Below are 24,151 nucleotides of genomic sequence, written 5' to 3' on the forward strand. Positions count from 1 at the left end.
GTATCCAATTCGAGTAACACAAACGATGAACATATACGCTTTAGACGGTGATATGTATATAATGGAGGGGTTTACGATGAAATTACGCGATCAAATGCCAGAGTTAAATGGTGCAACAGAATGGTTAAATGGAGAAGTAACGAAAGCTGAATTGATTGGTGAAAAACCAACGTTAATTCATTTTTGGTCAATCAGTTGTCATCTTTGTAAGGAAGCTATGCCGCAAATTAATGAGTTTAGAGATAATTATAAAGATAAATTAAATGTAGTGGCTGTACATATGCCGCGTTCTGAGAAAGATTTAAATGTAGATGAAATTAAACAAATTGCAGCGGAACATGACATTACTCAACCAATTTATATAGACAGTGAATTGAAATTGAATGATGCTTTTGAGAATCAATATGTTCCAGCTTATTATGTGTTTGATAAAGAAGGAAAGCTTCGTCATTTCCAAGCAGGTGGAAGCGGAATGAAAATGCTTGAGAAACGTGTGAACCGTGTTCTTGCTGAAAACGAACAAGCTGAATAAGCCCTTAGAAGTCCTTAGTCATGCTATAACAGTTCGTTTTATACCTATTAATGGTTAATATGGTAACATATTACTAGATACGGCTAAGGGATGTTTGGAGGGGTGACAGTGAAAAAAGTGTTTGCGGTAATTGGTCTAGGTCGTTTTGGTGGCAGTATTGTTAGAACGCTTGCTCAAGAAGGTATGGAAGTTCTAGCAATCGATGCAGATGAGGATCGTGTAAATGAATTTGCCAAAATTGCTTCACATGCCATCGTCGGGGATACGACAGATGAAAATGTACTTAAAAGCATTGGCATTAGTAATTTTGATCATGTCATCGTCGCAATCGGTGAAAATATCCAAGCCAGTATATTAACGACGCTTATGTTAAAAGAATTAGGTGTAGATCATGTAACGGTGAAAGCGCAAAATGACTATCATGAAAAAGTCTTGCGTAAAATTGGGGCTGACACAGTTGTTCATCCAGAACGGGATATGGGGCGTAGAATTGCTCATAATATCGTTTCCAATAATATATTAGATTACTTGGAGCTTTCTGAGGATCATTCAATTGTCGAGATTGTCGCAAGTGAGAAAATGAGTGGGAAGTCTATTTTTGATCTTAATATTCGAGCTCGTTATGGACTCAATATTGTGGCTATTAAAAGGGGAACTAATATTAATGTTTCTCCACAGGCCCATGATGCCATTAACGCAGGTGATATTCTCATTGTAGTCGGCGCAGATACAGATATTAGTCGTTTTGAAAGAAAATTGTGTGGTGTTTAAAGCATAAAAAAGTAAGCATGTGAGTCGATGCTTGCTTTTTTTGTGCTTTTTACGATATATATAACGTAATAACGATTAGAATAACAAAAAAAAGCCTCTAGCTAAAATGTGCTAGAGGCTTTTTTTATACTTCCATAATGATTGGTAAAATCATTGGACGACGTTTTGTTTTTTCATATAGGAATGGAGCTAGTGTGTCAGTAATTTCATTTTTAATTTCTGACCATTGTGTTGTTTTACGCTCCATGACTTTGTTTAAGTGTTTAGAAATTAATGCTTGAGCATCGTTGATTAAGTCACCAGATTCTCTCATATAAACAAATCCACGAGAAATAATGTCTGGTCCTGCTGAGATTTTAAACTCTTTCATATTAATGCTGACAACGACAACAACCAATCCTTCCTCTGAAAGGATGCGACGGTCACGTAGAACGATATTTCCGATGTCGCCAATTCCGTTTCCATCGATATAAACGGATCCAGAAGGGATTTTTCCAGCTACTTGCGCTGTGTTTTCGCTTAACGCAAGTACCTCGCCGTTATCCATGATAAAGCAGTTTTCTTCAGGTACACCACAATCGATAGCATGTTGAGCGTGCAATTTTTGCATGCGATATTCTCCGTGAATTGGCATAAAGAACTTCGGTTTAATTAGACGCAGCATTAGCTTTTGTTCTTGCTGACCGCCATGACCAGATGTGTGAATATCACTTAATGGTCCAGAGATGACATCTGCACCAGCTCGATATAACTGATTGATCGTTCTAGATACGCTGACTGTGTTCCCTGGAATAGGAGATGAAGAAAAGACCACGGTATCCCCAGGGATAATTTGGATTTGACGATGCGTTCCGTTCGCAATACGAGAAAGGGCAGCCATCGGTTCGCCTTGGCTACCTGTACATAGAATTGTCACACGGTTAGCTGGCATTCTATTGATGCTTTGTGCATCCATAAAAGTATCTTTTGGTGCAGTAATATAGCCTAGTTCTTGTCCAATTGTAATAGCTGCTTCCATACTGCGTCCAAAGACAGCGATTTTGCGTCCGTTTGCCACTGCTGCTTCGACAACTTGTTGAAGACGATGAATATTTGAAGCAAACGTAGCAAAAATAATTCGCCCATCTACTTTACGGAACACATCATGAATCGTATCGCCAACGCGACGTTCTGACATCGTAAAGTTAGGGACTTCACTGTTTGTACTATCTGATAGTAAACAAAGCACGCCCTCTTTTCCGATTTCAGCCATCTTTGTTAAGTTAGCTGGCTCACCGACAGGAGTAAAGTCGAATTTAAAATCTCCTGTATGGACGATTTGTCCAGGTGGTGTTTTGACAACAATTCCATATGAATCTGGAATACTGTGAGTTGTACGGAAGAAAGACACCGATGTTTTTCGGAATTTAATAACTTCATCTTCTGTAATTTCGATTAATTTTGTCTGACGTAATAGACCGTGCTCTTCTAATTTATTACGAAGCAGTCCAAGTGCAAGTTTACCACCGTATACAGGAATGTTTACTTTTCGAAGAAGGTAAGGAATTCCGCCAATATGGTCTTCATGCCCGTGCGTAATAAATACTCCCTTAATTTTATCTACATTTTTTTCTAAGTAGCTGTAATCAGGAATGACATAATCGATACCGAGAAGTTCATCTTCTGGGAATTTAATTCCAGCATCAATGATGACAATTTCGTCCTGAAATTGAACAGCATAAGTATTTTTACCGATTTCGCCTAGACCGCCCAATGCGAAAACGGCTGTTTGATCGTTTTTGACAAATTTCATAAATTATCCTAGCTCCAATACTTTATAATCTTCGTTTTGTTTTTCATAATCTAAATAAGCTCCTTCAACAACTTCCACGTATTCTACGTTAAAGGGTTTTTGTTTTAACTTTTGACGAACGTCGCGAACAGATTTTCCCTCTACATAAAGAATTTGCGTGTTTTCTCTAATTGGAACCTCTGCTATATTTACTTGATGGTATACCTTAAAAATCATAATAATCTCTCCTCGTTTAATTACATTGCTTGTTTCATTATATATAAAAACAACAAATTTTTCATGTTTTACAACATCATACCAATAGAAAACTAGTTGTACTGCGTGTTAAACATCATATTAGTCACATAAAACTTTATTTGAATAATGAGTGATATGATAGACTATTGTTAATTAAAACTAATTAATCAATAAAACTGTACGTAAATAGTGTAACATATATGTATCGTTGGAAACGCCTATATATGTAATCCGTAAGAAGTACACTTAAATAAAACTTTACAATAAGGAAGAAGTCCTTCGCAAGTTTTAGAAGGACCGTTTTAAAAAAATATCGCAAATAGGTAATGTACCAGTAGATTAAGTTGACGCAAATTCATAGAGGTACTTTAGGCGATGGATTTTTTCTAAGAAGATCATTCCATTGTTTAAGCAGTTTTTTACGCAGCTTTTTTAACATGGTGATCACGCTCCCTTGATATTATTGTATAGCAATATTTAATAATGTAAATATTTCTTTGTAGTACTTGCCGTATTTTTCTAAAAAGCGGTAGTCGATATAGTAACCATTTGAAATACAAGAGTGGTTTATTCATCATTATCATATGTCATTTTGGTAATAAATTACGTTGATAAATATGGGAATTTGAATGAAGTAGAAAAGAAATGGTGACTTGACTAATAAATAGGGAAATTTATTACATAATGAAAACAAATGATAGGAAGTGAAGGTAGAGTGAAAATTGTATTTTTTGATATAGATGGCACGTTACTTGATCATGATAAGAAATTACCAAGTTCAACAAAAAAAGCGATTAAACAATTACAGAATAATGGGGTTTTTGTGGCCATTGCAACAGGGCGTTCGCCGTTTATGTTCGAATCGTTACGAGAAGAATTAAACATTGATACGTTTGTAAGTTTTAATGGGCAATATGTAGTATTTGAAAAAGAAGTGGTCTATCGAAATCCATTAAAGATTAGTGAGCTGAAAAAGCTGCATGAAACGGCAGAGAAATATAATCATACTCCGATTGTTTTTATGGATGAAGCAACAATGAAATCTAGTGTGGCCAACCATGAGCGAATCCAAGAAGCGTTAGGAAGTTTGCGGTTCCCGCATCCTGATGTAGAAGCGGATTTCTATGAACAGCACGATGTATATCAAGCGTTGTTATTTTGTACAGAAGAGGAAGAGGAGCGATTTAGCGAGCACTGTGACTCCTTCCGTTTTATCCGTTGGCATCAATATTCTACGGATGTTCTGCCGAGTGATGGTTCAAAGGCGGAAGGAATTAAAATGCTTATGGAACATGTTGGGTTTCAGTTAGAAGATGTTTATGCATTTGGGGATGGACTAAATGATATTGAGATGCTAGAAGCCGTTGGTCATGGTATAGCGATGGGGAATGCTGCTTCAACTGTAAAGGAACATGCGGATTATGTAACAAAAGATGTGGGGGAAGAAGGAATTTATTATGGATTAAAGAAACTGCAGCTTATTTGAAGATTGTGTTACATAGCATTGTGTGTAACACATATGAGCCAAAAACAACAGTGTCATGTAAAAAGAGCCTCCCTTGCATAGCGCAAGAGAGGCTTCTCGTAGTTTACTAACAATTAAGTTCTTGAAGCTGAAGTTTCATTCTACCTTTCGATGGCGATTGAGTTGGGTGGAATACTAAAAGGGTCTTCTTTATTAATATGATCATAAAACATAATTCCGTTTAGATGGTCGATTTCATGTTGAAAGCAAATAGCGGCAAGTCCTTTTAGTCTAAGTTTGACTTCTTCGCCTTCAAGTGTCGTTCCAGTTACGGTAATTCTAGCATACCGAGGAACATAACCAGGTACAACGCGATCCACAGAGAGGCAGCCTTCACCAGCTGTTAAATAAGCCTTTTCCACAGAATGACTAATAATTTTTGGGTTGAAGAGGGCATAACTATATAATTTACCCTTACCATCTGTTAAATGGACGGCAATCATTCGTTTTGATATATTAATTTGTGGAGCGGCGAGTCCGATTCCGGGACGTAAATTGTATTGTTGAACTAGTTCTGGATTTTGACTGTTTTGTACATACTCCATTAGGCTGGCTAAAATTTGTTTATCTTCTTCTGACGCAGGAAGAGGAACTGCCTCAGCTACTTTTCTTAAGGTAGGTTCTCCTTCTTTAATAATATCTTTTGTTGTTAACATGTTTTGCACCCCGATTTTTTTATGTATGTTATCATTTTAACAAAATGAACAAGAAATTGTTAAATAGATACACAAAATAGGATAAAAAATGAAGCGGGGAGTAAGAACTCCCCAATCTTACCATATAGTCATATTAGAAGCACAGACAAGCACCGACGATAATAAGCAGAATGAATAGGACAACGATTAACGCAAATCCTCCTACTGCACCGCAGCCACCATAACCGTAGGAAGGAGCAACAGGGTAACAACAAGCTTGATTATAGCCTCCGTAGAACATATGTGATACCTCCATATATAATATTTTGAAACATGATCATTTTGGTTTCCCAAACGATTACTATAGCCTATGCATAACGCAGCAAATCGTGTAGGCGGGGGCCCTGTTCATAAATAAATTCATCAATAAAATTATGAAGGGGAGGTAAGTGATGGATGCATAAACATTTGAGTATACTAGCTATTGTATTATGCTCGACCATTTTGTTATCAGGGTGTTGGGCCAGTGTCTCTCCAGAGGAAAAAGTGTATCGAATACTAGAAGAGTCAGTAAAGAAAGAACATGAATTTGAAGAACAGCATAAACGAATTACACAGTTAGAAAAGGAAGAAAAGAAAATATATAAAGACATTATTGAATTAGGTTGGCGGCAATCAGATTCTATTAGAGTTTTAGCGGAAGAGGCTTTGGATAATATTGAGAAAAGAGAAAAATTTCTTGCCGTGGAACATAAAAAAATTCAGGCTTCTCAGAAAACATCCATGAAAATGGAAGACCAAATTGATAAAATCGAACGAAAAGAAATAGAGAAACAAGTCATAACCCTTCATAAGACGATGAACAAACGTTACGAAACGTATGAGAAGTTATATGAAGCATATGGGCAAAGTTTAGTTTATGATCGAGAATTATATGAAATGTTTACAAAGGAAACCTTGAAAATGGATCAGCTGCAAGAACAAATTGAAAAAATAAATAAAAGTTATGAAAAAGTACTGCGTTATTATGAACAATTTAATGAATTAACAGAAAAATTTATGAGACAAAAAGCAGATTTTTATCGAAAAAATGAACTAGGAAATGATGAAGAATGAAAACTGGCTGATTGGCCAGTTTTTTTGTTTGGGAGAGAAACTGTACTATAAAAAATGGAAATGTAAGCGTTTAAATATTTTCGTGGAATAGTAATGGTGATGTGGGAAATAGCTTCATGTGTAGAATAATTCACGGTGATGTCTCAATTGGCTAAAGGGAAACGTTATTTTAAATCAATAAGAGAGAGGGAGAGATAAAATAAATTTATAATACAGTTTTTCTTTTATACTATAACAGAATCTTTTTGGGGTGCTGGTGTAAATAAATGGGTAATCTTAAAAATAAGTTGATTTAACGCTATTAAAGGGATTGACTTTAGGGCGATTCATCTTGTAAACTGTGGGTACGAAAACAAATTGTATTACTTTTTTAAAGGATTTTATTGATACAGAAATAAGGTGTGCAATGTAAATTATATGATAATGTTTGCAAACGAAAGCTAAAGGGAAACATAATTTGTTAGAGATGCGTTACAGTTTAAGATTTATACAATAATAATGAATAACCTTTTAATGAAAGGATGATACAGAATGGCTTCAAAAACGAAACAATTTCAATTGGATGTAGAGGAACAGTTTCGAGCGGTAGCAGGGCAGTTCCAAACTTTTCAAATATTGAATGAGGAGGGCGAACTAGTAAATGAGGCAGCTATGCCGGATTTACGAGATGAAGAGTTACAAGAATTAATGAGACGTATGGTATACACAAGAATTTTAGATCAACGTTCCATCTCTTTAAATCGTCAAGGCAGACTAGGTTTTTACGCTCCTACTGCTGGACAAGAGGCGTCGCAAATTGCTTCACAGTTTGCTTTAGAAAAAGAGGATTTTATTTTACCGGGATATCGTGATGTTCCACAAATTGTTTGGCATGGCTTACCGCTTTCACAGGCTTTCTTATTTTCTCGTGGACATTTCAAAGGGAATCAGATTCCAGAAGGTGTAAATGTAATTTCTCCACAAATTATTATTGGAGCTCAATATGTTCAAGCGGCTGGAGTGGCGCTCGGCATGAAGAAGCGTGGTAAAAAATCAGTAGCCATCACATATACGGGAGATGGTGGAACGTCTCAAGGTGACTTCTACGAAGGTATCAACTTTGCGGGTGCGTTTAAAGCCCCAGCTATTTTCATCGTTCAAAATAATCGCTTTGCTATTTCGACGCCTGTAGAAGTACAAACGGCTGCAGGAACTTTAGCGCAAAAAGCGGTAGCAGCAGGAATTCCTGGTATTCAAGTTGATGGAATGGATGCGTTAGCCGTTTATGTGGCAACGAAGGAAGCTCGAGAACGTGCTGTTAATGGAGAAGGCCCAACTTTAATTGAAACGTTAACATATCGATATGGACCACATACGATGGCTGGTGATGACCCAACACGTTATCGTACAGAAGAATTGGATAATGAATGGGAATTGAAAGATCCACTTGTTCGCTTCCGTAAGTTTTTGGAAAATAAAGGTTTGTGGAGTGAAGAATTAGAAAATGAAACGATTGAACAAGCAAAAGAAGATATTAAAGAAGCTATTAAAGTAGCGGACGCAGAGCCGAAACAAAAAGTAACGGACTTAATTTCAATTATGCATGATGAGATGCCATTTAACTTAAAAGAGCAATTTGAAATTTATAAAGAAAAGGAGTCGAAGTAAGCCATGGCTCAAATGACGATGATTCAAGCGATTACAGATGCATTACGTACAGAGTTGCGTAATGATGAAAATGTATTGGTTTTTGGAGAGGATGTTGGAGTAAACGGTGGGGTTTTCCGTGCAACGGAAAATCTGCAAAAAGAATTTGGTGAAGAGCGTGTCTTTGATACACCACTTGCTGAATCTGGAATTGGTGGTTTGGCAGTAGGGTTATCTCTACAAGGTTTCCGTCCGGTTCCTGAAATTCAGTTCTTTGGATTTGTTTATGAGGTCATTGATTCGATTAGCGGTCAATTGGCGCGTATGCGCTATCGTTCAGGCGGACGCTATAACGCACCAGTAACGATTCGTTCACCATTTGGCGGCGGTGTACATACACCGGAGTTACATGCTGATAGTTTAGAGGGACTAATGGCACAACAACCAGGATTAAAAGTCGTCATTCCTTCAACACCTTATGATGCAAAAGGGTTATTAATTTCAGCCATTCGTGATAATGATCCAGTTATTTTCCTTGAACATATGAAATTATATCGTTCATTTCGCCAAGAAGTACCAGAAGAAGAGTATAGCATTCCTCTAGGAAAAGCGGACGTAAAACGTGAAGGTACTGATCTTTCTATTATTACGTATGGAGCGATGGTTCAGGAATCTATTAAAGCAGCTGAAGAATTAGCGAAAGAAGGTCATTCTGTTGAGGTGGTTGATTTACGTACCATTTCTCCATTAGATATTGAAACAATTATTGCTTCTGTTGAAAAAACAGGACGAGCAATTGTTGTTCAAGAAGCACAAAAACAAGCAGGGATCGCAGCTAATGTTGTATCAGAAATTACAGAACGTGCCATTTTAAGTTTAGATGCTCCTGTGTTACGTGTTGCTGCACCAGATACAGTATATCCGTTCTCACAAGCTGAACAAGTATGGTTACCGAATTATAAAGATATTATTGAAACGGCAACAAAAGTATTGAAGTTTTAATCCTACTTTTTGAAGAAACGGTAAAGTGATTGTCAGATAATTTGACAAGGATAATCAGAAATTCGTGACAAATGACTTTATTCGCAGCACTAAGTATGATTTAATATAGGAGGTTGAGTTCAGTGGCATTTCAATTTAGACTCCCTGATATCGGAGAAGGTATACATGAAGGTGAAATAGTAAAGTGGTTTGTAAAGCCAGGAGACAAAGTTCAGGAAGACGACGTTCTTTGTGAAGTTCAAAATGATAAAGCCGTCGTAGAAATTCCATCTCCTGTTGAAGGAACGGTGGAAGACATTCTTGTAGAAGAAGGAACGGTTGCCGTTGTTGGTGATGTTCTTGTTACATTTGACGCTCCTGGGTATGAACATCTTAAGTTTAAAGGGGATCATGAGGAGGAAAAAACAGAAGACGTTAGTAAGGCGGAAGCTGAAACTCAGGCAACAACTGAGGTTGTTCAAGAGTCATCTCCTGCTCCAGCAGCGGATGTTGATTCAAGTCGTCGTATTATTGCGATGCCTTCTGTGAGAAAGTATGCACGAGAACAAGGGGTAAATATTCGCTTAGTTACAGGTTCGGGAGATAATGGGCGCATTATGAAGGAAGACATTATGGCTTACATAAATGGTCAAACAGCTCCACAAGAAGAAACTGAACAAGCTGAAGCTTCGCAACAACAAGAAACGGAAACAACAGTTGCTGAAACAGTTGTGATTCCTGAGGGGCAATATCCAGAAACGCGTGAGAAAGTAAGTGCAATGAGAAAAGCGATTGCCAAAGCAATGGTGAAATCTAAACAAACGGCTCCGCACGTTACATTAATGGATGAAGTCGATGTTACGCAACTTGTTGCTCACCGTAAAAAGTTCAAAGAGGTTGCTGCTGCTAAAGGAATTAAGTTAACTTTCTTGCCTTATGTTGTTAAAGCGTTAACAAGTGCATTACGTGAGTATCCTATACTTAATACATCCTTTGATGATGAGACGAGTGAAATTATCCATAAGCATTATTTCAATATTGGAATTGCTGCCGATACAGATAAAGGTTTACTCGTTCCCGTTGTAAAAGATGCAGATCGCAAATCGCCCTTTGCTATTTCAAAAGAGATTAATGAGTTAGCTGATAAAGCTCGTGAAGGTAAATTGACTCCTGGAGAAATGAAAGGGGCTTCCTGTACGATTACGAATATCGGTTCTGCAGGAGGTCAATGGTTTACCCCGATCATTAACCATCCAGAAGTTGCTATTCTCGGGATTGGGCGTATAGCTGAAAAAGCCATTGTTCGTGATGGAGAAATTATTGCAGCTCCAGTCTTGGCACTGTCTTTAAGCTTTGATCACCGTATCATTGATGGTGCGACAGGTCAAAATGCCTTAAATCATATTAAAAAGTTACTGAATGACCCAGAATTATTGTTAATGGAGGCGTAATCATCATGGTAGTAGGAGATTTTCCAATTGAAACAGATACTTTAGTCATCGGATCTGGCCCAGGAGGGTATGTAGCAGCAATTCGTGCAGCACAGCTTGGTCAAAAAGTAACAGTTGTTGAAAAAGGTGCAATTGGTGGGGTTTGCTTAAATGTAGGATGTATCCCATCTAAAGCATTAATTGAAGCAGGACATCGTTTCCATAATGCACAGCATTCAGAAAACATTGGGATTACTGCAGAAAACGTAAAAATCGATTTTTCAAAAGTACAAGCATGGAAAGAATCGGTTGTTAATAAATTAACAGGCGGCGTAAGCGGTCTATTAAAAGGAAATAACATTGAAGTTGTTGCTGGTGAAGCATATTTTGTAGATGCTAACAATGTACGTGTGATGACTGAAAACTCAGCTCAAACTTATACATTCAAACATGCAATTATTGCAACTGGATCTACACCGGTTGAAATCCCAGCTTTCAAATATTCTAAACGTGTTATTAACTCTACAGGAGCTCTTGCTCTTGAAGAAGTTCCATCTTCTATGGTTGTAATCGGTGGAGGAGTTATCGGGGTTGAACTTGGTAGCGCTTATGCAAACATGGGCACAAAATTAACAATTCTTGAAGGATCAGATGATATCTTCTCAGGTGCTTACGAAAAACAAATGACAACTCTAGTGAAGAAAAACCTAAAGAGTAAAGGTGTAGAAGTTGTTACAAAAGCACTTGCGAAAGGTGTAGAAGAAACAGAAAACGGCGTTATTGTAACGTATGAAGTAAAAGGTGAAGAGAAGAAAATCGAAGCTGATTACTTACTTGTTACAGTTGGTCGTCGTCCAAATACTTCTGATATCGGTCTTGAGCAAGTTGGTATTAACCTAACTGATAGAGGCTTAATTGAAACAGATCAACAAGGCCGCACAAATATACCAAACATCTTTGCTATTGGTGACGTTGTGTCTGGTCCACAATTAGCACACAAAGCATCTTACGAAGGTAAAATTGCAGCTGAAGCAATTGCTGGACACCCTTCTGAAATTGACTATTTAGGAATCCCAGCTGTTGTATTCTCTGAGCCAGAATTAGCGACTGTAGGATTTACTGAGGCACAAGCGAAGGAAGCAGGAATTGAGGCAATTGGTTCTAAATTCCCATACGGTGCAAACGGCCGTGCGCTTTCTTTAAATGCGACAGACGGTTTTGTGAAGCTTGTGACTCGTAAAGAAGATGGATTAGTAATTGGTGCGCAAATTGCTGGTGCAAATGCATCTGATATCATTGCTGAACTAGGACTTGCTATTGAAGCAGGTATGACAGCTGAAGATATTGCGATGACTATTCATGCACATCCATCATTAGGAGAAATTACAATGGAAGCTGCTGAAGTAGCTCTAGGCACTCCTATCCATATTATTAAATAATTAACGTGATGTTTTTAGCACACTGCTTTTTAGCAGTGTGCTTTTTGCGTTATCCGGCACTTAATGGAGGTAGGACTCCTACCTTAAGCTTATGAGGAAACAAAGAGATAAATGGGAACTGCCCTCATCTAGTTGCGGCCCCTAGCTCCGCCTTTATAGTAAAAGTTCGATTGGTAAACTTTCACCAATCAGGTTCATATGGTCACTTGATTGAAGTGAAGCGAGATTTTAGTGACCGTAGAACGTGGCTAACTATCAGTGAGGGATGAAGGGAAACCCTCACTGATAGAAAAGTTTTACTTTATAGAGGAATGAATGGTTTGTCTATAAAATTTTGATCAATGGAAATGGATAGCAGAAGCGTTACATAAGATGAAACTATAGAAGTTTTAATGGATGCCCATAGATTTAGAAATGAATGGAGTGACTAATGTGAAAAAATATTGTGTTTTCCTTTTTCAATTAATCATTTGGAGCAGCTATACGCTTGCGGAATGGTTGTCAATGAATGATCGCTTCTTCTATAAATCACTAATGTTTCTTCTGTTTTCCTATTTCGCTATTTATATTGGAAAGCTTATTTTACAATCAACTAAACAGACGCTGTTAGTAACCGTGATGAGTTTGTTTTGTTATGGGGTCTTGCAAATTTGTTTGGAAGTGATTATTCCTATTCATTAAAAGAATTTCTTTACTTACGAGGATAAAAGTACATGATGCGCTTATTGAACAAGTGGAGTTCCCCTTTTAATTGTTTGGCGAGAAATTTACATAGCTCATTAGCTTTGCCTTTATCTCCAAATGTAGAATGTTCGACGAGCGTTATCTGAATATACGTTTGGATACGTTCGTTTTCTTTCTCATGAATTTGTTCTTGATCCATTCCGATTAAGATAAGATGATAACCGTCTGTTAGGGATTGAAGGTATATCATATTGTTTGTAGGAGGTGTTGGCTCTTTTATTTCATAAGGAAAGGCTGCTTCATGGTAATTCCAATTTACTTGCTTGCCTGTTTTTGAGGTTATGTTTTGATAGTCATGTAATAATTCTTTAATTGTGTCAAGCGTAACTGTCGTTCGTTCTGGATATGGAACGAGTTTAATATATGCATGTTCAGTCATGTTCATCCTCCTTAACTCCAATTTGCCTCATTATACTTTACTATTATTTGTATGATTTTTATTGTTAAAAAGAAGATAAATTTTGTTTATAACGCTATAAGAGAATTTAAGTGAAAAAATGATGAAAATGCAAAATATATGTTATACTTTTTCGCTTGAAATTTTAAATGTGTTATATTATTATGGATGTAAAGCGGTTACAATTCGATTATATAACATCTAATATATTAGAAGGGAGTTGTCGGAATGGGAACGATCATTTGCCAAAGCTGTGATAGTACAATCGCTCATTTTGAAGATGAAAAAGTAAGTATTCTTTATTCGCATAGTCAAAAATGCCCTAGCTGTAATGCAACTGCTGCTGAGGAAAATTAAAAAATAAATAATGACGTAGAAGTTCGGGTGCTTTTCAACTTGGAAGGTACCTTTTTTGTGTTTTAGGCTCTGTTTATAGGGGATTGTATGAATGACTATTTATCCCACATTTAACGGGCAGTAAGACCCCACCTCAAGATTCAGAGTGAACAAGGAAGATAGGTGGGGGATAACTGCCTTCATCTAGTTGCGGCTCCTAGCCCCTCGAGGTTATAAGCTGTAATGCTTGTCGGGGCTGAACAGTCGCCTCGCTTTTGTAGTAAAGGTCCGATTGGTGACTAACCATCAGCGGGGGGGGGAAGGAAGAACCCTGATGATGAAAGTTTTACTTTATTTTATCAATAGTGTAACTAGAAAAAAGCTGACTCAAGTGAGCCAGCTTTTTCTAGGTTGTTGTTTCTTAATTACTCGTAAAAATTTGATTTCAGGATCTTCAGGTCCTTGTACAGGCAGTCCTGCTTCTATATTTTTTTGAATATATGTGATGTTTTCAGCCGTAATCATTTCTCCTGGAATGAAGATTGGGATGCCAGGCGGATATACCATAATGAATTCAGCGCTAATGCGATTAATAGATTCTTCAATCGGTACAACTTCTGTTTCCGCATAGAAGGCGTCTCTAGGAGTACAAGCAAGATTCGGTGTATCTGGCAGTATAACGCGAACGGGATCATTCTCGTTTGCTTCACCTTTAAATTGCTCAGCTAAGTCTTGTAAAGCAAAAATAAGGGAATCAGCGTCCGCTTTCGTATCTCCTGGTGTAACTAAACAAAGGATATTATATAAGTCTGATAATTCTACCTCGATGTTATGCTTTTCACGAAGCCACTTTTCAACATCATATCCTGTAATTCCTAAGTCCTTGATTGAAATAATTAATTTAGTTGGATCGTAGTTGTATGTGGCTTTCTTGCCTAAAATCTCTTTTCCTACACAATATAAAAAAGAAATTTCATTGATGGCATCGCGTGTATAATTGGCTAATTTAATCGTTTCATCAATCATTTCTCTTCCTCTTGTTGCCAATTGTTTTCTAGCAGTATCAAGGGAAGCGAGTAAAATATAAGATGTAGAGGTTGTTGTTAACATACTAAGGATAGACTGCACACGGTTAACGGGGATGAGCCCTTCTTTCACATTTAAAATCGAGCTTTGCGTCATAGAACCGCCGAGCTTATGAACACTTGTTGCGGCCATATCTGCACCTGCTTGCATCGCTGAGAGAGGTAATTCATCGTGAAAATGAATATGAACACCGTGTGCTTCGTCAACTAGGACAGGTACATTATAGGAATGGGCTGTCTCGACAATCCTTCTTAAATCCGCAGCAATGCCGAAATAGGTTGGATTGATGACAAGTAACCCTTTTGCATCAGGATGTTCCTGTAATGTTTTTTCCACTTGATCTATCGTAATGCCGTGAGAAATTCCTAAGTTTTTATCAATTTCTGGATTAATAAAAATAGGTACAGCTCCAGAGAATACAATCGCTGACATAACCGATTTATGAACATTTCGAGGGACGATAATTTTATCTCCAGGTCCACAAACCGTCATAACCATTGTCATAATTGCACCGCTTGTTCCTTGAACTGAGAAAAATGTATGATCAGCTCCGAATGCTTCAGCTGCTAAATCCTGCGCTTGTTTAATAATGCCTTTAGGTCGATGAAGGTCATCTAGCGGAGCGATATTAATTAAATCGATAGATAATGCGTTTTCGCCAATAAATTCGCGAAATTCCGGATCCATTCCATTTCCTTTCTTATGTCCAGGAATATGAAATTGAATCGGATTTTTTTTTGCATGATCGATTAAGCCAGTATATAAAGGAGTTTCATATTGTGACAATTCTTTTTGACCCCATTTCTTAATCAATGTAAATTTCGCATAAAACAAGAGAAATTATAGCATGTATAAATGTCGTTGCATAGGAAAATTTCCGAAAAATAAGATCGGAAAATTGAAGGTTTAGTAAAAATTTGTAATAATATAAGGAAATACCAGAACGGGCGTTATCAGGGGAATCATGTAAATGATAGGCTGTGTTCATTCAGGTAGTAATAACGTCATTTAACAAAGCAAATAAAAGGGGGAGACTTATAATGAAATGGAGTACGCGTGTTACAGAATTGTTAGGTATTAAATATCCAATTATTCAAGGGGGGTTAGCCTATTTAGCATATGCTGATTTGGCTGCAGCGGTTTCCAATGCAGGCGGTCTTGGACAAGTAACAGCGATGTCTTTACGTACACCTGAAGAACTTCAAGAAGAAATTCGAAAAACAAAATCTTTGACGGACCAACCATTTGGTGTTAATTTTGCCATTGGTAATCATGGGCGTCCGTATGAGCATTTTCTTGAAGTAGCTTTGAAAGAAGAAGTGAAGGCTGTTTCTGTTACAGGAGGAAATCCGGCTCCTTTTTTAGATTTTGTCAAAGATACACCCGTTAAAAAACTTGTTCTTGTTGCAGCAAGACGACAAGCGATAAAAGCTGAGCAATTAGGTGCAGATGCGGTCATGGTTGTTGGACAAGAAGGAGGCGGCCATTTAGGACGTGATGATATCGGAACATCCGTATTAATTCCTCAAGTTGTTGATTCTGTTAAGATTCCTGTTATTGCTTCAGGCGGCTTTGGGGATGGTCGAGGTTTAATGGCGGCATTAGCATTAGGCGCAGAAGGGATTGAGATGGGGACGCGATTTATTGCAGTTAAGGAATGTGTCCATGCTCATGAACTGTATAAAAACGCTTTAGTAGCTGGGACGGAAAATGATACGGTTGTTATTAAACGTTCTATTGGAGCACCAGCTCGAGCGATTGCGAACAATTGGACAGATAAAATTTTAGAAATCGAGAAAGAAAACGGTGGATACGAGCAGTTGAAAGATTACATAAGCGGGCAAGCGAATCAACGCTATATTTACGAGGGTGTTGAAGAAGAAGGATTCGGCTGGGCTGGACAAGTGATGGGGTTAATTCGTGATGTTCCGTCAACAGCTGAGCTATTTGATCGTATTATTGGTCAAGCAGAAGAAATTCGAAATAAATGGGCAAAATAAACGAAAGTGCCGAACAGCAAGAGCGAAACATATAATAAAGAGGTGCGAAATAATGGAATATCAATATCCAATGGACTATACGTGGTCAACAGAAGAAATTGTAGATGTAATTACTTTTTTTGAAGCAATTGCAAAAGCTTATGAAAGTAAAGTTTCAAAAGAAGAGCTAATGAAGGCGTATCGACGCTTCAAAGAAATTGTGCCAGGAAAAGCGGATGAGAAAAACTATACCGATGAATTTCAAGAAAGCAGTGGTTATTCCGCTTATCAAGTAATAAAAAAAGCAAAAGAAACAGCCGATGATGGCTGGATTCAAATGAAATGATTTTATTGTTAAAACTTTTAGAAAATTTATTGACTTTATTAAAGGATTGTTCTAACATAACAAGTATAAATTATATGAATATACAGGCAAAGACGAAGAGTAGTATCTTAAATAGTTGTTCTATAGAGAGCTGGTGGTTGGTGCAAACCAGTGAGCAAAGTTAAGAGAATGGACTTCCGAGCCCCAAACCGAAACAGGATGGAGTAGGCTTTGGCGATGTGTCTCATCGTTACTTGAGATAGGCATTCTAATAAAGAATGCTATAAAGTGAGCTTTTCGAAGCTAATAAAGGTGGTACCACGGGTTCCTCGTCCTTTGGATGAGGGCCCTTTTTGCATTTTTTTAAAAGGTAGAAATGATAAAATTTCTGATATGTTTTGGTGTCTGGCTCCAGACGCCTTACACTTTTCTCATATAACAAATCGATGAATAAGAGTAGTAATCTTTATAGAGGCGTTTACAGAGAGCCGGGGTTGGTGGAATCCGGTACGATATATAAAGATGAATGGACTTATGAGTGGTGTCTTGAACAATAGTAGAGGGACCCGGATTTCCACCGTTAACGGAATTGAGCAGGGAAAGAGAAAGAGTCCTTTCCAATTTGAGGTGGCACCGCGGTCTAAATCGTCCTCTACAAACGTACACATTACGTTTGTAGAGGACGATTTTTTTATATGAAAAATACATAGCGCCTTGCGCTTTTCTAATAAGGAGGATAAGAAGATGAATAAGGTGAATCAACAAAGAAAAATCCGGTTTAAAGGAAAAACAATCGAAGGAGATATCCATACACCAATTGCTATTTTTCAAAAGTTGCAGGGTGAGAAGAAATTTTTATTAGAAAGCTCTCATTCTCATCAAGATAATGGCCGCTATTCGTATATTGGTACGGACCCATATTTAGAAGTAAAATCAATCGAAAATAAAGTCGTGGTGACTGATCACGAAACGGGAGTAACGAGTGAAGAACAAATCAAAGTCGTTGAATTTTTAAAGCGTGAGCTACTTGTTGAGGTTGAAGCAGATGGTGTAGAATTGCCGCCTTTTAACGGTGGAGCGATGGGGTATATCGGGTATGATGTCATCCGTCAATATGAAAATATCGGTTACGTCCCAGAAGACGAATTAGGTATGCCAGATGCTCATTTTCTGTTTTTTAAACAATTAATTGTGTTTGATCACTTATTACAAAAAATTCATCTATTAACAGGCGAAGAAAATTATGAAGCAAGTCTTGCTAATATGAAAAAGATGATTTTAGAGCCGAATGTTCCGAGTGAGGAACTGTTAGCAGAACCGCTGCAGTTCTCATCTAATTTTAGTCAAGCGGAATTTGAACAACTGATCGTGGACGCAAAAGAAGCGATTGTAGCTGGTGAAGTATTCCAAATTGTACTGTCACAACGCTTTCAAGCGCCTTTTAACGGAAAGCCATTTGATGCTTACCGCCGCTTACGATTAGCGAATCCATCTCCCTATATGTTCTATTTAGAGTTTGGAGATTATACGGTACTAGGTTCTTCTCCAGAAAGTCTCATTAGTGTATCTGAAAAAACGGTAAATGTTAATCCCATTGCTGGTACACGCCCAAGAGGAAAGACACTGGAAGAGGATAAAGGCTTAGAAGAAAGCTTACTCATTGATGAGAAAGAATTAGCAGAGCATCGTATGCTTGTTGATTTAGGAAGAAATGATTTAGGGCGTGTATGTGAGATTGGTTCGATTCATTTAACAGAAGAAATGAAAATTGAACGTTATCAGCATGTGATGCATCTTGCTTCCAAAATTACCGGGGAACTGCGTGATGGATTTACAAGTTTGGATGCGTTAACCGTTTGTCTGCCGGCTGGTACCGTTTCAGGAGCACCTAAAATTCGCGCAATGGAATTGATTAATAAATTAGAGAATACTAAGCGCGGTGTGTATGCTGGCTCGATTGGTTATATTAGCTACGGTGGAAATTTAGATATGGCATTAGCGATTCGAACGATGATCATTAAAAATCAGAAAGCATATGTGCAAGCGGGGGCGGGAATTGTATATGATTCTAACCCAACGAAGGAATATGAAGAAACACAAAATAAAGCTAGAGCCCTTATGGAGGTGCATAAAAAATGATTTTATTAATCGATAACTATGATTCTTTCACATATAACTTATATCAATATTTAGGCGAAGTGGAACAAGAAATTCTCGTCAAACGGAATGATGAGATTACGATTGCTGAAATTGAATCACTACAACCGACAGCGATTGTGATTTCTCCAGGGCCGGGCCGACCAGAGGAAGCGGGCGTGAGCATTGACGTTATTCAAGCATTCTACAAAAAGATTCCGATTTTAGGAATTTGTCTTGGTCATCAAGCGATTGGTGCAGCATTTGGAGCAAATGTGATTGGCGCTAAAAATATTATGCATGGAAAAACGTCTGTGATTAAAAGTACGGGAACAGATTTATTTGCTAAACAAGAAGTAGAATTTCCGGTTATGCGCTATCACTCGTTAGTCGTTGAAAGAGCAAGTTTGCCAGAAGAGCTTGAAGTTACGGCAACATCTTTAGATGACGGAGAAATTATGGCGTTGAAACATCAGAGTTATCCGCTATATGGTTTGCAATTCCATCCAGAATCAATCGGGACTAAGACAGGGAAAGAGTTATTGCATGAATTTTATAAAATAGCACTTCTTTATCAAATTGAAACATCTGTTTAAGTAAAGAAAGCGAATGGGGGAGTTAAGGATGAAACAATATTTAGAAAAGTTAGCAGAGCGTCAAAATTTGACGGCAGAAGAGATGAGCAGAGCAACCCAAACGTTATTTAGTGAAGAGGTCACGGATAGTGAAATTGCGGCCTTTATGATTGGCTTAAAATCAAAGGGAGAGACGGCAGAAGAGATTGCAAGTTTAGCGAAAGTCATGCGTGAGCAAGCGAAAACGGTAGAGACAAACAGCGTTAATGTGATGGATAACTGCGGAACAGGCGGAGATGGCTCACAAAGCTTTAATATTAGTACAACATCCGCCTTCGTGTTGGCTGGAGCAGGAGTAAAGGTTGCTAAGCATGGCAATCGAAGCATTTCGAGTAAAACAGGCAGTGCCGATGTGCTGGAGGCACTAGGCATTAATCTATATCTTGAAAAGGAAAAAATGGAGTCTTTATTAGAAGAGATTGGGATTACGTTTTTGTTCGCACCAGCTGTTCATCCGAAAACGGCTAGAATTATGAAGGTAAGGAAAGAATTGAAAATTCCAACAATTTTTAATCTTATTGGACCTTTAACAAATCCTGTAAATTTAAATACACAGTTACTTGGGATTAATCGCCGTGATATGATTGAGACAATTGCTCATTCGTTAAATAAAATTGGTAGAGAACGTGCTGTTGTTGTAAACGGTGCTGGTTTTATGGATGAAGCGAGTTTACAAGGAGAAAACTTCCTTGCATTACTTGATCAAGGGAAGGTAACTTCTTTTACTCTTCACCCTCATGAAGTTGGTTTGCCAGTGTATGATAATACGGCTATTAAAGGTGGAGATGCAAAAGAAAATGCGGATATTCTTTTGCGATTATTAAAAGGTGAAAAAGGCGCGTATCGCGATACCGTTCTTTTAAATGCAGGCTTAGGGTTATATGCTTACGGAAAAGCGGCAACGATTCAAGAAGGAATTGAGATTGCGCAAGAAAGTATTGATAGTGGAGCTGCGCTAGCTAAGCTTCAAGCACTTATTACACATGGTACATCCAATAAGGTGGTGCAATAAATGGGAAATATTCTAACGAAAATCATTGACGAGAAAGAAATAGAAGTAGCAAGATTAAAAGAAACCGGATTAAAGGGTGAGGCACTTCAAGTGACGCGGCCTTCGCTTGTTGAACAATTACGAACTGCTGCATCAATGTCGGTCATTGCTGAAATTAAACGAGCTTCACCATCTAAAGGAGAAATTAATTTAGATGTAAATCCTGTAGAGCAAGCATTAACGTATGAACGAAACGGGGCGACGGCTATTTCTGTTTTAACCGACGAAAAGTTTTTTAAAGGGCGTATTGAAGACTTGCAACAGGTGAGTCAACATGTAGCAATTCCGAGATTATGTAAAGATTTTATGGTCGATGAAATTCAAATTGATCGAGCGTATGAATCAGGGGCCACGGTTATTTTATTAATTGTTGCCGCTCTATCGCAAGAGAGATTGCAAGCTCTTTATACGTATGCGAAACAAAAAGGATTAGATGTTTTGACAGAAGTACATGATGAAGAAGAATTAGAGAGAGCTTTAGCGATAGATGCAGAAATTATTGGCATTAATAATCGTAATTTGAAAACATTTGAAGTCGATTTAGCTGTGACGGAGAGATTAGCAAGTCGCTTAGATTCTAATCGTCACCTTATCATTAGCGAAAGTGGTATTAAAACGGTAGCGGATGTAGAACGTGTGAAGAAAGCGGGTGCAAGAGGCATTCTTGTTGGAGAAACATTGATGCAAGCCGCTGATTTACCGGAAACATTAAAGCAGTTTCAATTGACGTTATAAGGAGACCATTATGTTTGTAAAAATTTGTGGCGTTAAAACGGCAGAAGCAGCGCAAATAGCAGCAGACGCTGGGACGGATTTTATCGGTTTTATTTTTGCGGAGAGCAGTCGTAAAATTGAGCCAGAAGAGGCTCGTGCTATTGCAAAGGAATTACCGCAGCATATTAAAAAAGTCGGTGTATTCTCCAATCAAAGTGAAGCAGATATTATCCGTACAGCTGCTCTTGCAGGATTAGATTATATCCAGTTACATGGTCAAGAATCAGCAGAGCTTGCAAGCCGCATGCCTCTTCCTGTCATTAAAGCATTCTCGATTGAGTCGAGCGCTGATTTTACGAAACTAGTAAACTATCCAGCTGATTATTATTTAGTTGATTTACCAAAGAATCCAAAATCCGCACAGAGAGCTAAAACATTAGATTGGAACGCTCTTGCTGCTGCATCTCTACCATTTGAAAAAATCATCTTAGCAGGCGGTCTTACAGCCGATAATGTAGCCGAAGCAATTCGGGTCGTAAAGCCGTTTGGTGTGGATGTAGCGAGCGGGGTAGAAACGGACGGCGTAAAAGATGAACAAAAAATGCGGGCTTTCGTTTTGCAGGCGAAGCAAAGCGCGACAGAAACGAGGAATGAACAATGAGTAAATATGTACAACCAGACCAAACAGGACATTTTGGGGTTTACGGTGGTCGTTTTGTTCCAGAAACATTAATGCATGCCATTACTGAATTAGAAGAAGTATACGAACAAGCGAAACAAGACCCGGAATTTCAAAAACAATTAGACTATTATTTAGAGAAATATATCGGCCGCGAGACACCGCTTTACTTTGCTGAAGGTTTAACGAAGCTAGCTGGCGGAGCAAAAATTTATTTAAAGCGTGAAGATTTAAATCACACAGGTGCTCACAAAATTAATAATACAATTGGTCAAGCGTTGTTAACGAAAAGAATGGGGAAGAAAAAAGTCATTGCTGAAACAGGAGCAGGGCAACATGGGGTGGCAACAGCTACGGTATGTGCACTTTTAAACTTAGAATGTATTATTTTCATGGGCAGTGAAGATATTCGACGTCAAAAATTAAATGTGTTTCGGATGGAGCTATTAGGCGCGAAAGTGGTGTCTGTTTCTCAAGGCAGTGGGACGCTGAAGGATGCTGTAAATGAAGCGCTTCGCTATTGGGTGGCTCATGTGGAAGATACACACTATATTATGGGATCTGTATTAGGACCGCATCCATTTCCAGTGATTGTAAGGGACTTCCAAAGTGTGATTGGAAAGGAAACGAGAAAGCAGTATCTTGAAGAAGAAGGTCGTTTGCCTCACGCTGTTGTTGCATGTATTGGCGGCGGCAGTAATGCGATGGGCATGTTTTATCCGTTTGTAGAAGACGAGTCTGTTCGAATGTACGGTGTCGAAGCAGCTGGACATGGACTTGACACAGCGCTTCATGCAGCAAGCTTAACAAAGGGAAAACCAGGTGTGCTTCATGGTGCTTATATGTATTTACTACAAGATGAAGATGGACAAATTCAAGAAGCTCATTCGATTTCAGCTGGACTGGATTATCCTGGAGTAGGCCCAGAGCATAGTTACTTAAAAGATATCAACAGGGTGACCTATACATCTGTTACGGATGAAGAGGCGTTAGAAGCCCTTCAGATGCTTTCGAAGGAAGAAGGGATCATTCCAGCCCTTGAAAGTTCCCATGCGATTGCTTACGGTTTTAAATTAGCTAAGCAAATGAAACAAGAGGAAGGGATTGTCATCTGTCTTTCAGGACGTGGAGATAAAGATGTCGAAACTGTTCAAGCGAGATTAGGGGGTAGTGAACATGAGTAATAATCGACTAGCTACGGCACTAAAAAGCTGTGAGCAGAATGGTGAAAAAGCATTCATTCCCTATATTATGGCGGGAGATGGCGAGCTTTCTAGTTTAAAAGAGCAATTGTTATTTTTTGAACAGCAGGGAGCGACTGCTGTTGAGCTGGGGATTCCTTTTTCAGATCCAGTAGCAGATGGTCCAGTTATCCAGCGTGCAGGTATTCGCGCACTTAACAATGGTACAACATTAAAGAAAATTTTAGAGGAATTAGTGAGTATCCGAGAAGACGTTTCGATTCCGCTTATTTTCATGGGATATAGCAATTCCATTTTAGCCTATGGCATCGGGCAGTTTGTGACTGATTGCGTAAAAGCGGGGATTGCCGGCTGTATTATTCCGGATATTCCTGTAGAAGAGGAAGGTTTATTCGCTCCGATTCAAGAGGCGGGAATCCATTTGATTCGTTTAGTCACTTTAACATCATCGAAAGAAAGAATAGCTGAAATTGCGGAAACTGCACAAGGATTTATTTATGCGGTCACGGTCACGGGGATTACAGGAGCGCGTGAAGCATTTGGCAGTGAGGTGGGAGCTTATCTAGAACAAGTAAAAGAAATCAGTCCTGTTCCAGTCTTAGCAGGGTTTGGTATTTCTACTCCGGAACATGTTCGCAGTGCAACAAAATATTGCGATGGGGTTATCGTAGGCAGCAAAATTATCGAAAGCCTTGAGCAAAATCGCAAACAAGATATTATCGAGTTAATTCAAGCGAGTAAAAAGCAAGTACAACAGTAAGATGTACTACCATTTAAAATAAA

At 38.3% G+C, this 24,151-nt stretch carries 25 protein-coding genes and 2 other annotated features; of the genes, 19 read left to right on the forward strand and 6 right to left on the reverse strand.

All coding sequences use genetic code 11. The features are described 5' to 3' along the window. The first annotated feature begins 76 nt into the window (after positions 1-76). Together D1953_RS05425 and D1953_RS05430 are read left to right on the forward strand one after the other, a co-directional pair. Positions 77-532, forward strand: coding sequence for a TlpA family protein disulfide reductase (locus tag D1953_RS05425; RefSeq protein WP_119116142.1), 456 nt, complete (start codon positions 77-79; stop codon positions 530-532). 108 nt (positions 533-640) lie between these two features. Beyond that, complete coding sequence (locus tag D1953_RS05430) at positions 641-1,303, forward strand: potassium channel family protein (protein ID WP_182480511.1); 663 nt, start codon at positions 641-643, stop codon at positions 1,301-1,303. 124 nt (positions 1,304-1,427) lie between these two features. Here D1953_RS05430 and rnjA read toward each other — a convergent pair whose 3' ends face one another. Next, entirely contained in the window at positions 1,428-3,095 is a 1,668-nt protein-coding gene (gene rnjA, locus D1953_RS05435; protein ID WP_119116144.1) for a ribonuclease J1, read from the reverse strand. A 3-nt stretch (positions 3,096-3,098) separates the two neighbouring features. Further along, positions 3,099-3,311 (reverse strand): DNA-dependent RNA polymerase subunit epsilon, encoded by a 213-nt coding sequence (locus D1953_RS05440; protein WP_119116145.1) that lies wholly within the window; start codon positions 3,309-3,311, stop codon positions 3,099-3,101. A 715-nt stretch (positions 3,312-4,026) separates the two neighbouring features. Between D1953_RS05440 and D1953_RS05445 the strand changes: the two genes are divergently transcribed. Further along, entirely contained in the window at positions 4,027-4,818 is a 792-nt protein-coding gene (locus D1953_RS05445) for a Cof-type HAD-IIB family hydrolase (RefSeq protein ID WP_119116146.1), read from the forward strand. Positions 4,819-4,958: 140 nt separating this feature from the next. Here the strand turns inward: D1953_RS05445 and def are convergent, their stop codons facing one another. Both def and D1953_RS05455 read right to left on the reverse strand, forming a co-directional pair. Further along, entirely contained in the window at positions 4,959-5,513 is a 555-nt protein-coding gene (gene def, locus D1953_RS05450; protein WP_119116147.1) for a peptide deformylase, read from the reverse strand. Between the two features lie 133 nt (positions 5,514-5,646). Beyond that, complete coding sequence (locus tag D1953_RS05455; protein WP_119116148.1) at positions 5,647-5,793, reverse strand: YjcZ family sporulation protein; 147 nt, start codon at positions 5,791-5,793, stop codon at positions 5,647-5,649. A 155-nt stretch (positions 5,794-5,948) separates the two neighbouring features. On the opposite strand from D1953_RS05455, the gene D1953_RS05460 reads away from it, so the two are divergent. The 6 genes from D1953_RS05460 to D1953_RS05485 all read left to right on the forward strand — a co-directional run bounded on the left by D1953_RS05460 (position 5,949) and on the right by D1953_RS05485 (position 12,765). Continuing rightward, complete coding sequence (locus D1953_RS05460; RefSeq protein WP_119116149.1) at positions 5,949-6,608, forward strand: YkyA family protein; 660 nt, start codon at positions 5,949-5,951, stop codon at positions 6,606-6,608. A 531-nt stretch (positions 6,609-7,139) separates the two neighbouring features. Then, a complete protein-coding gene (gene pdhA, locus D1953_RS05465; RefSeq protein WP_119116150.1) occupies positions 7,140-8,255 on the forward strand; it encodes a pyruvate dehydrogenase (acetyl-transferring) E1 component subunit alpha in 1,116 nt (371 codons plus the stop codon). Between the two features lie 3 nt (positions 8,256-8,258). Next, positions 8,259-9,236, forward strand: a complete 978-nt coding sequence (locus D1953_RS05470; RefSeq protein ID WP_119116151.1) for an alpha-ketoacid dehydrogenase subunit beta — start codon at positions 8,259-8,261, stop codon at positions 9,234-9,236. Positions 9,237-9,358: 122 nt separating this feature from the next. Then, entirely contained in the window at positions 9,359-10,666 is a 1,308-nt protein-coding gene (locus D1953_RS05475; protein WP_119116152.1) for a dihydrolipoamide acetyltransferase family protein, read from the forward strand. A gap of 5 nt (positions 10,667-10,671) precedes the next feature. After that, on the forward strand, positions 10,672-12,084 hold the full coding sequence (gene lpdA, locus D1953_RS05480) for a dihydrolipoyl dehydrogenase (protein ID WP_119116153.1): 1,413 nt from the start codon (positions 10,672-10,674) through the stop codon (positions 12,082-12,084). 432 nt (positions 12,085-12,516) lie between these two features. Beyond that, the gene (locus tag D1953_RS05485) at positions 12,517-12,765 is read left to right on the forward strand and encodes a hypothetical protein (RefSeq protein ID WP_182480512.1); all 249 of its coding nucleotides are present in this window, start codon (positions 12,517-12,519) and stop codon (positions 12,763-12,765) included. 10 nt (positions 12,766-12,775) lie between these two features. Here the strand turns inward: D1953_RS05485 and D1953_RS05490 are convergent, their stop codons facing one another. Next, positions 12,776-13,207 carry a DUF1885 family protein gene (locus D1953_RS05490; protein WP_119116154.1) on the reverse strand — a complete coding sequence of 144 codons (432 nt, stop codon included), beginning with the start codon at positions 13,205-13,207 and terminating at the stop codon, positions 12,776-12,778. Between the two features lie 246 nt (positions 13,208-13,453). Between D1953_RS05490 and D1953_RS05495 the strand changes: the two genes are divergently transcribed. Further along, positions 13,454-13,582 (forward strand): GapA-binding peptide SR1P, encoded by a 129-nt coding sequence (locus D1953_RS05495; RefSeq protein WP_119116155.1) that lies wholly within the window; start codon positions 13,454-13,456, stop codon positions 13,580-13,582. 366 nt (positions 13,583-13,948) lie between these two features. Here the strand turns inward: D1953_RS05495 and D1953_RS05500 are convergent, their stop codons facing one another. Continuing rightward, a complete protein-coding gene (locus D1953_RS05500) occupies positions 13,949-15,433 on the reverse strand; it encodes an aminotransferase class I/II-fold pyridoxal phosphate-dependent enzyme (protein WP_119116156.1) in 1,485 nt (494 codons plus the stop codon). Between the two features lie 254 nt (positions 15,434-15,687). On the opposite strand from D1953_RS05500, the gene D1953_RS05505 reads away from it, so the two are divergent. The 9 genes from D1953_RS05505 to trpA all read left to right on the forward strand — a co-directional run bounded on the left by D1953_RS05505 (position 15,688) and on the right by trpA (position 24,128). Continuing rightward, on the forward strand, positions 15,688-16,647 hold the full coding sequence (locus D1953_RS05505; RefSeq protein WP_119116157.1) for an NAD(P)H-dependent flavin oxidoreductase: 960 nt from the start codon (positions 15,688-15,690) through the stop codon (positions 16,645-16,647). Positions 16,648-16,699: 52 nt separating this feature from the next. After that, positions 16,700-16,972: a UPF0223 family protein gene (locus D1953_RS05510; protein ID WP_119116158.1), complete on the forward strand. Its 273-nt coding sequence runs from the start codon at positions 16,700-16,702 to the stop codon at positions 16,970-16,972. 80 nt (positions 16,973-17,052) lie between these two features. Next, positions 17,053-17,291, forward strand: a binding site (T-box leader). Between the two features lie 97 nt (positions 17,292-17,388). Next, positions 17,389-17,607: a binding site (T-box leader), on the forward strand. Between the two features lie 88 nt (positions 17,608-17,695). Next, the gene (gene trpE / locus D1953_RS05515; RefSeq protein ID WP_245979941.1) at positions 17,696-19,090 is read left to right on the forward strand and encodes an anthranilate synthase component I; all 1,395 of its coding nucleotides are present in this window, start codon (positions 17,696-17,698) and stop codon (positions 19,088-19,090) included. Next, a complete protein-coding gene (locus D1953_RS05520) occupies positions 19,087-19,683 on the forward strand; it encodes an anthranilate synthase component II (RefSeq protein ID WP_119116159.1) in 597 nt (198 codons plus the stop codon). The genes trpE and D1953_RS05520 overlap by 4 nt, the downstream gene beginning before the upstream one ends. Before the next feature lie 28 nt (positions 19,684-19,711). Beyond that, the gene (trpD, locus tag D1953_RS05525; protein WP_119116160.1) at positions 19,712-20,734 is read left to right on the forward strand and encodes an anthranilate phosphoribosyltransferase; all 1,023 of its coding nucleotides are present in this window, start codon (positions 19,712-19,714) and stop codon (positions 20,732-20,734) included. Continuing rightward, positions 20,735-21,508 carry an indole-3-glycerol phosphate synthase TrpC gene (gene trpC / locus D1953_RS05530; protein WP_119116161.1) on the forward strand — a complete coding sequence of 258 codons (774 nt, stop codon included), beginning with the start codon at positions 20,735-20,737 and terminating at the stop codon, positions 21,506-21,508. Between the two features lie 10 nt (positions 21,509-21,518). Then, on the forward strand, positions 21,519-22,148 hold the full coding sequence (locus D1953_RS05535) for a phosphoribosylanthranilate isomerase (RefSeq protein ID WP_119116162.1): 630 nt from the start codon (positions 21,519-21,521) through the stop codon (positions 22,146-22,148). Continuing rightward, complete coding sequence (gene trpB / locus D1953_RS05540; RefSeq protein WP_119116163.1) at positions 22,145-23,350, forward strand: tryptophan synthase subunit beta; 1,206 nt, start codon at positions 22,145-22,147, stop codon at positions 23,348-23,350. The genes D1953_RS05535 and trpB overlap by 4 nt, the downstream gene beginning before the upstream one ends. Then, positions 23,343-24,128, forward strand: a complete 786-nt coding sequence (gene trpA / locus D1953_RS05545; RefSeq protein WP_119116164.1) for a tryptophan synthase subunit alpha — start codon at positions 23,343-23,345, stop codon at positions 24,126-24,128. The genes trpB and trpA overlap by 8 nt, the downstream gene beginning before the upstream one ends. The last annotated feature ends 23 nt before the right edge of the window (positions 24,129-24,151 follow it).

The sequence above is a fragment of the Peribacillus asahii genome (genome assembly GCF_003570725.1).
Lineage (GTDB): Bacteria > Bacillota > Bacilli > Bacillales > DSM-1321 > Peribacillus > Peribacillus asahii.

Bases quoted from the DNA above. Each gene is read 5' to 3' on its own strand.
- D1953_RS05425 (WP_119116142.1), top strand. From the start codon at position 77: ATGAAATTACGCGATCAAATGCCAGAGTTAAATGGTGCAACAGAATGG.
- rnjA (WP_119116144.1), bottom strand. From the start codon at position 3,095: ATGAAATTTGTCAAAAACGATCAAACAGCCGTTTTCGCATTGGGCGGT.
- D1953_RS05440 (WP_119116145.1), bottom strand. From the start codon at position 3,311: ATGATTTTTAAGGTATACCATCAAGTAAATATAGCAGAGGTTCCAATT.
- D1953_RS05445 (WP_119116146.1), top strand. From the start codon at position 4,027: ATGATAGGAAGTGAAGGTAGAGTGAAAATTGTATTTTTTGATATAGAT.
- def (WP_119116147.1), bottom strand. From the start codon at position 5,513: ATGTTAACAACAAAAGATATTATTAAAGAAGGAGAACCTACCTTAAGA.
- D1953_RS05455 (WP_119116148.1), bottom strand. From the start codon at position 5,793: ATGTTCTACGGAGGCTATAATCAAGCTTGTTGTTACCCTGTTGCTCCT.
- D1953_RS05460 (WP_119116149.1), top strand. From the start codon at position 5,949: ATGCATAAACATTTGAGTATACTAGCTATTGTATTATGCTCGACCATT.
- pdhA (WP_119116150.1), top strand. From the start codon at position 7,140: ATGGCTTCAAAAACGAAACAATTTCAATTGGATGTAGAGGAACAGTTT.
- D1953_RS05470 (WP_119116151.1), top strand. From the start codon at position 8,259: ATGGCTCAAATGACGATGATTCAAGCGATTACAGATGCATTACGTACA.
- lpdA (WP_119116153.1), top strand. From the start codon at position 10,672: ATGGTAGTAGGAGATTTTCCAATTGAAACAGATACTTTAGTCATCGGA.
- D1953_RS05490 (WP_119116154.1), bottom strand. From the start codon at position 13,207: ATGACTGAACATGCATATATTAAACTCGTTCCATATCCAGAACGAACG.
- D1953_RS05495 (WP_119116155.1), top strand. From the start codon at position 13,454: ATGGGAACGATCATTTGCCAAAGCTGTGATAGTACAATCGCTCATTTT.
- D1953_RS05505 (WP_119116157.1), top strand. From the start codon at position 15,688: ATGAAATGGAGTACGCGTGTTACAGAATTGTTAGGTATTAAATATCCA.
- D1953_RS05510 (WP_119116158.1), top strand. From the start codon at position 16,700: ATGGAATATCAATATCCAATGGACTATACGTGGTCAACAGAAGAAATT.
- trpE (WP_245979941.1), top strand. From the start codon at position 17,696: ATGAATAAGGTGAATCAACAAAGAAAAATCCGGTTTAAAGGAAAAACA.
- D1953_RS05520 (WP_119116159.1), top strand. From the start codon at position 19,087: ATGATTTTATTAATCGATAACTATGATTCTTTCACATATAACTTATAT.
- trpD (WP_119116160.1), top strand. From the start codon at position 19,712: ATGAAACAATATTTAGAAAAGTTAGCAGAGCGTCAAAATTTGACGGCA.
- trpC (WP_119116161.1), top strand. From the start codon at position 20,735: ATGGGAAATATTCTAACGAAAATCATTGACGAGAAAGAAATAGAAGTA.
- D1953_RS05535 (WP_119116162.1), top strand. From the start codon at position 21,519: ATGTTTGTAAAAATTTGTGGCGTTAAAACGGCAGAAGCAGCGCAAATA.
- trpB (WP_119116163.1), top strand. From the start codon at position 22,145: ATGAGTAAATATGTACAACCAGACCAAACAGGACATTTTGGGGTTTAC.
- trpA (WP_119116164.1), top strand. From the start codon at position 23,343: ATGAGTAATAATCGACTAGCTACGGCACTAAAAAGCTGTGAGCAGAAT.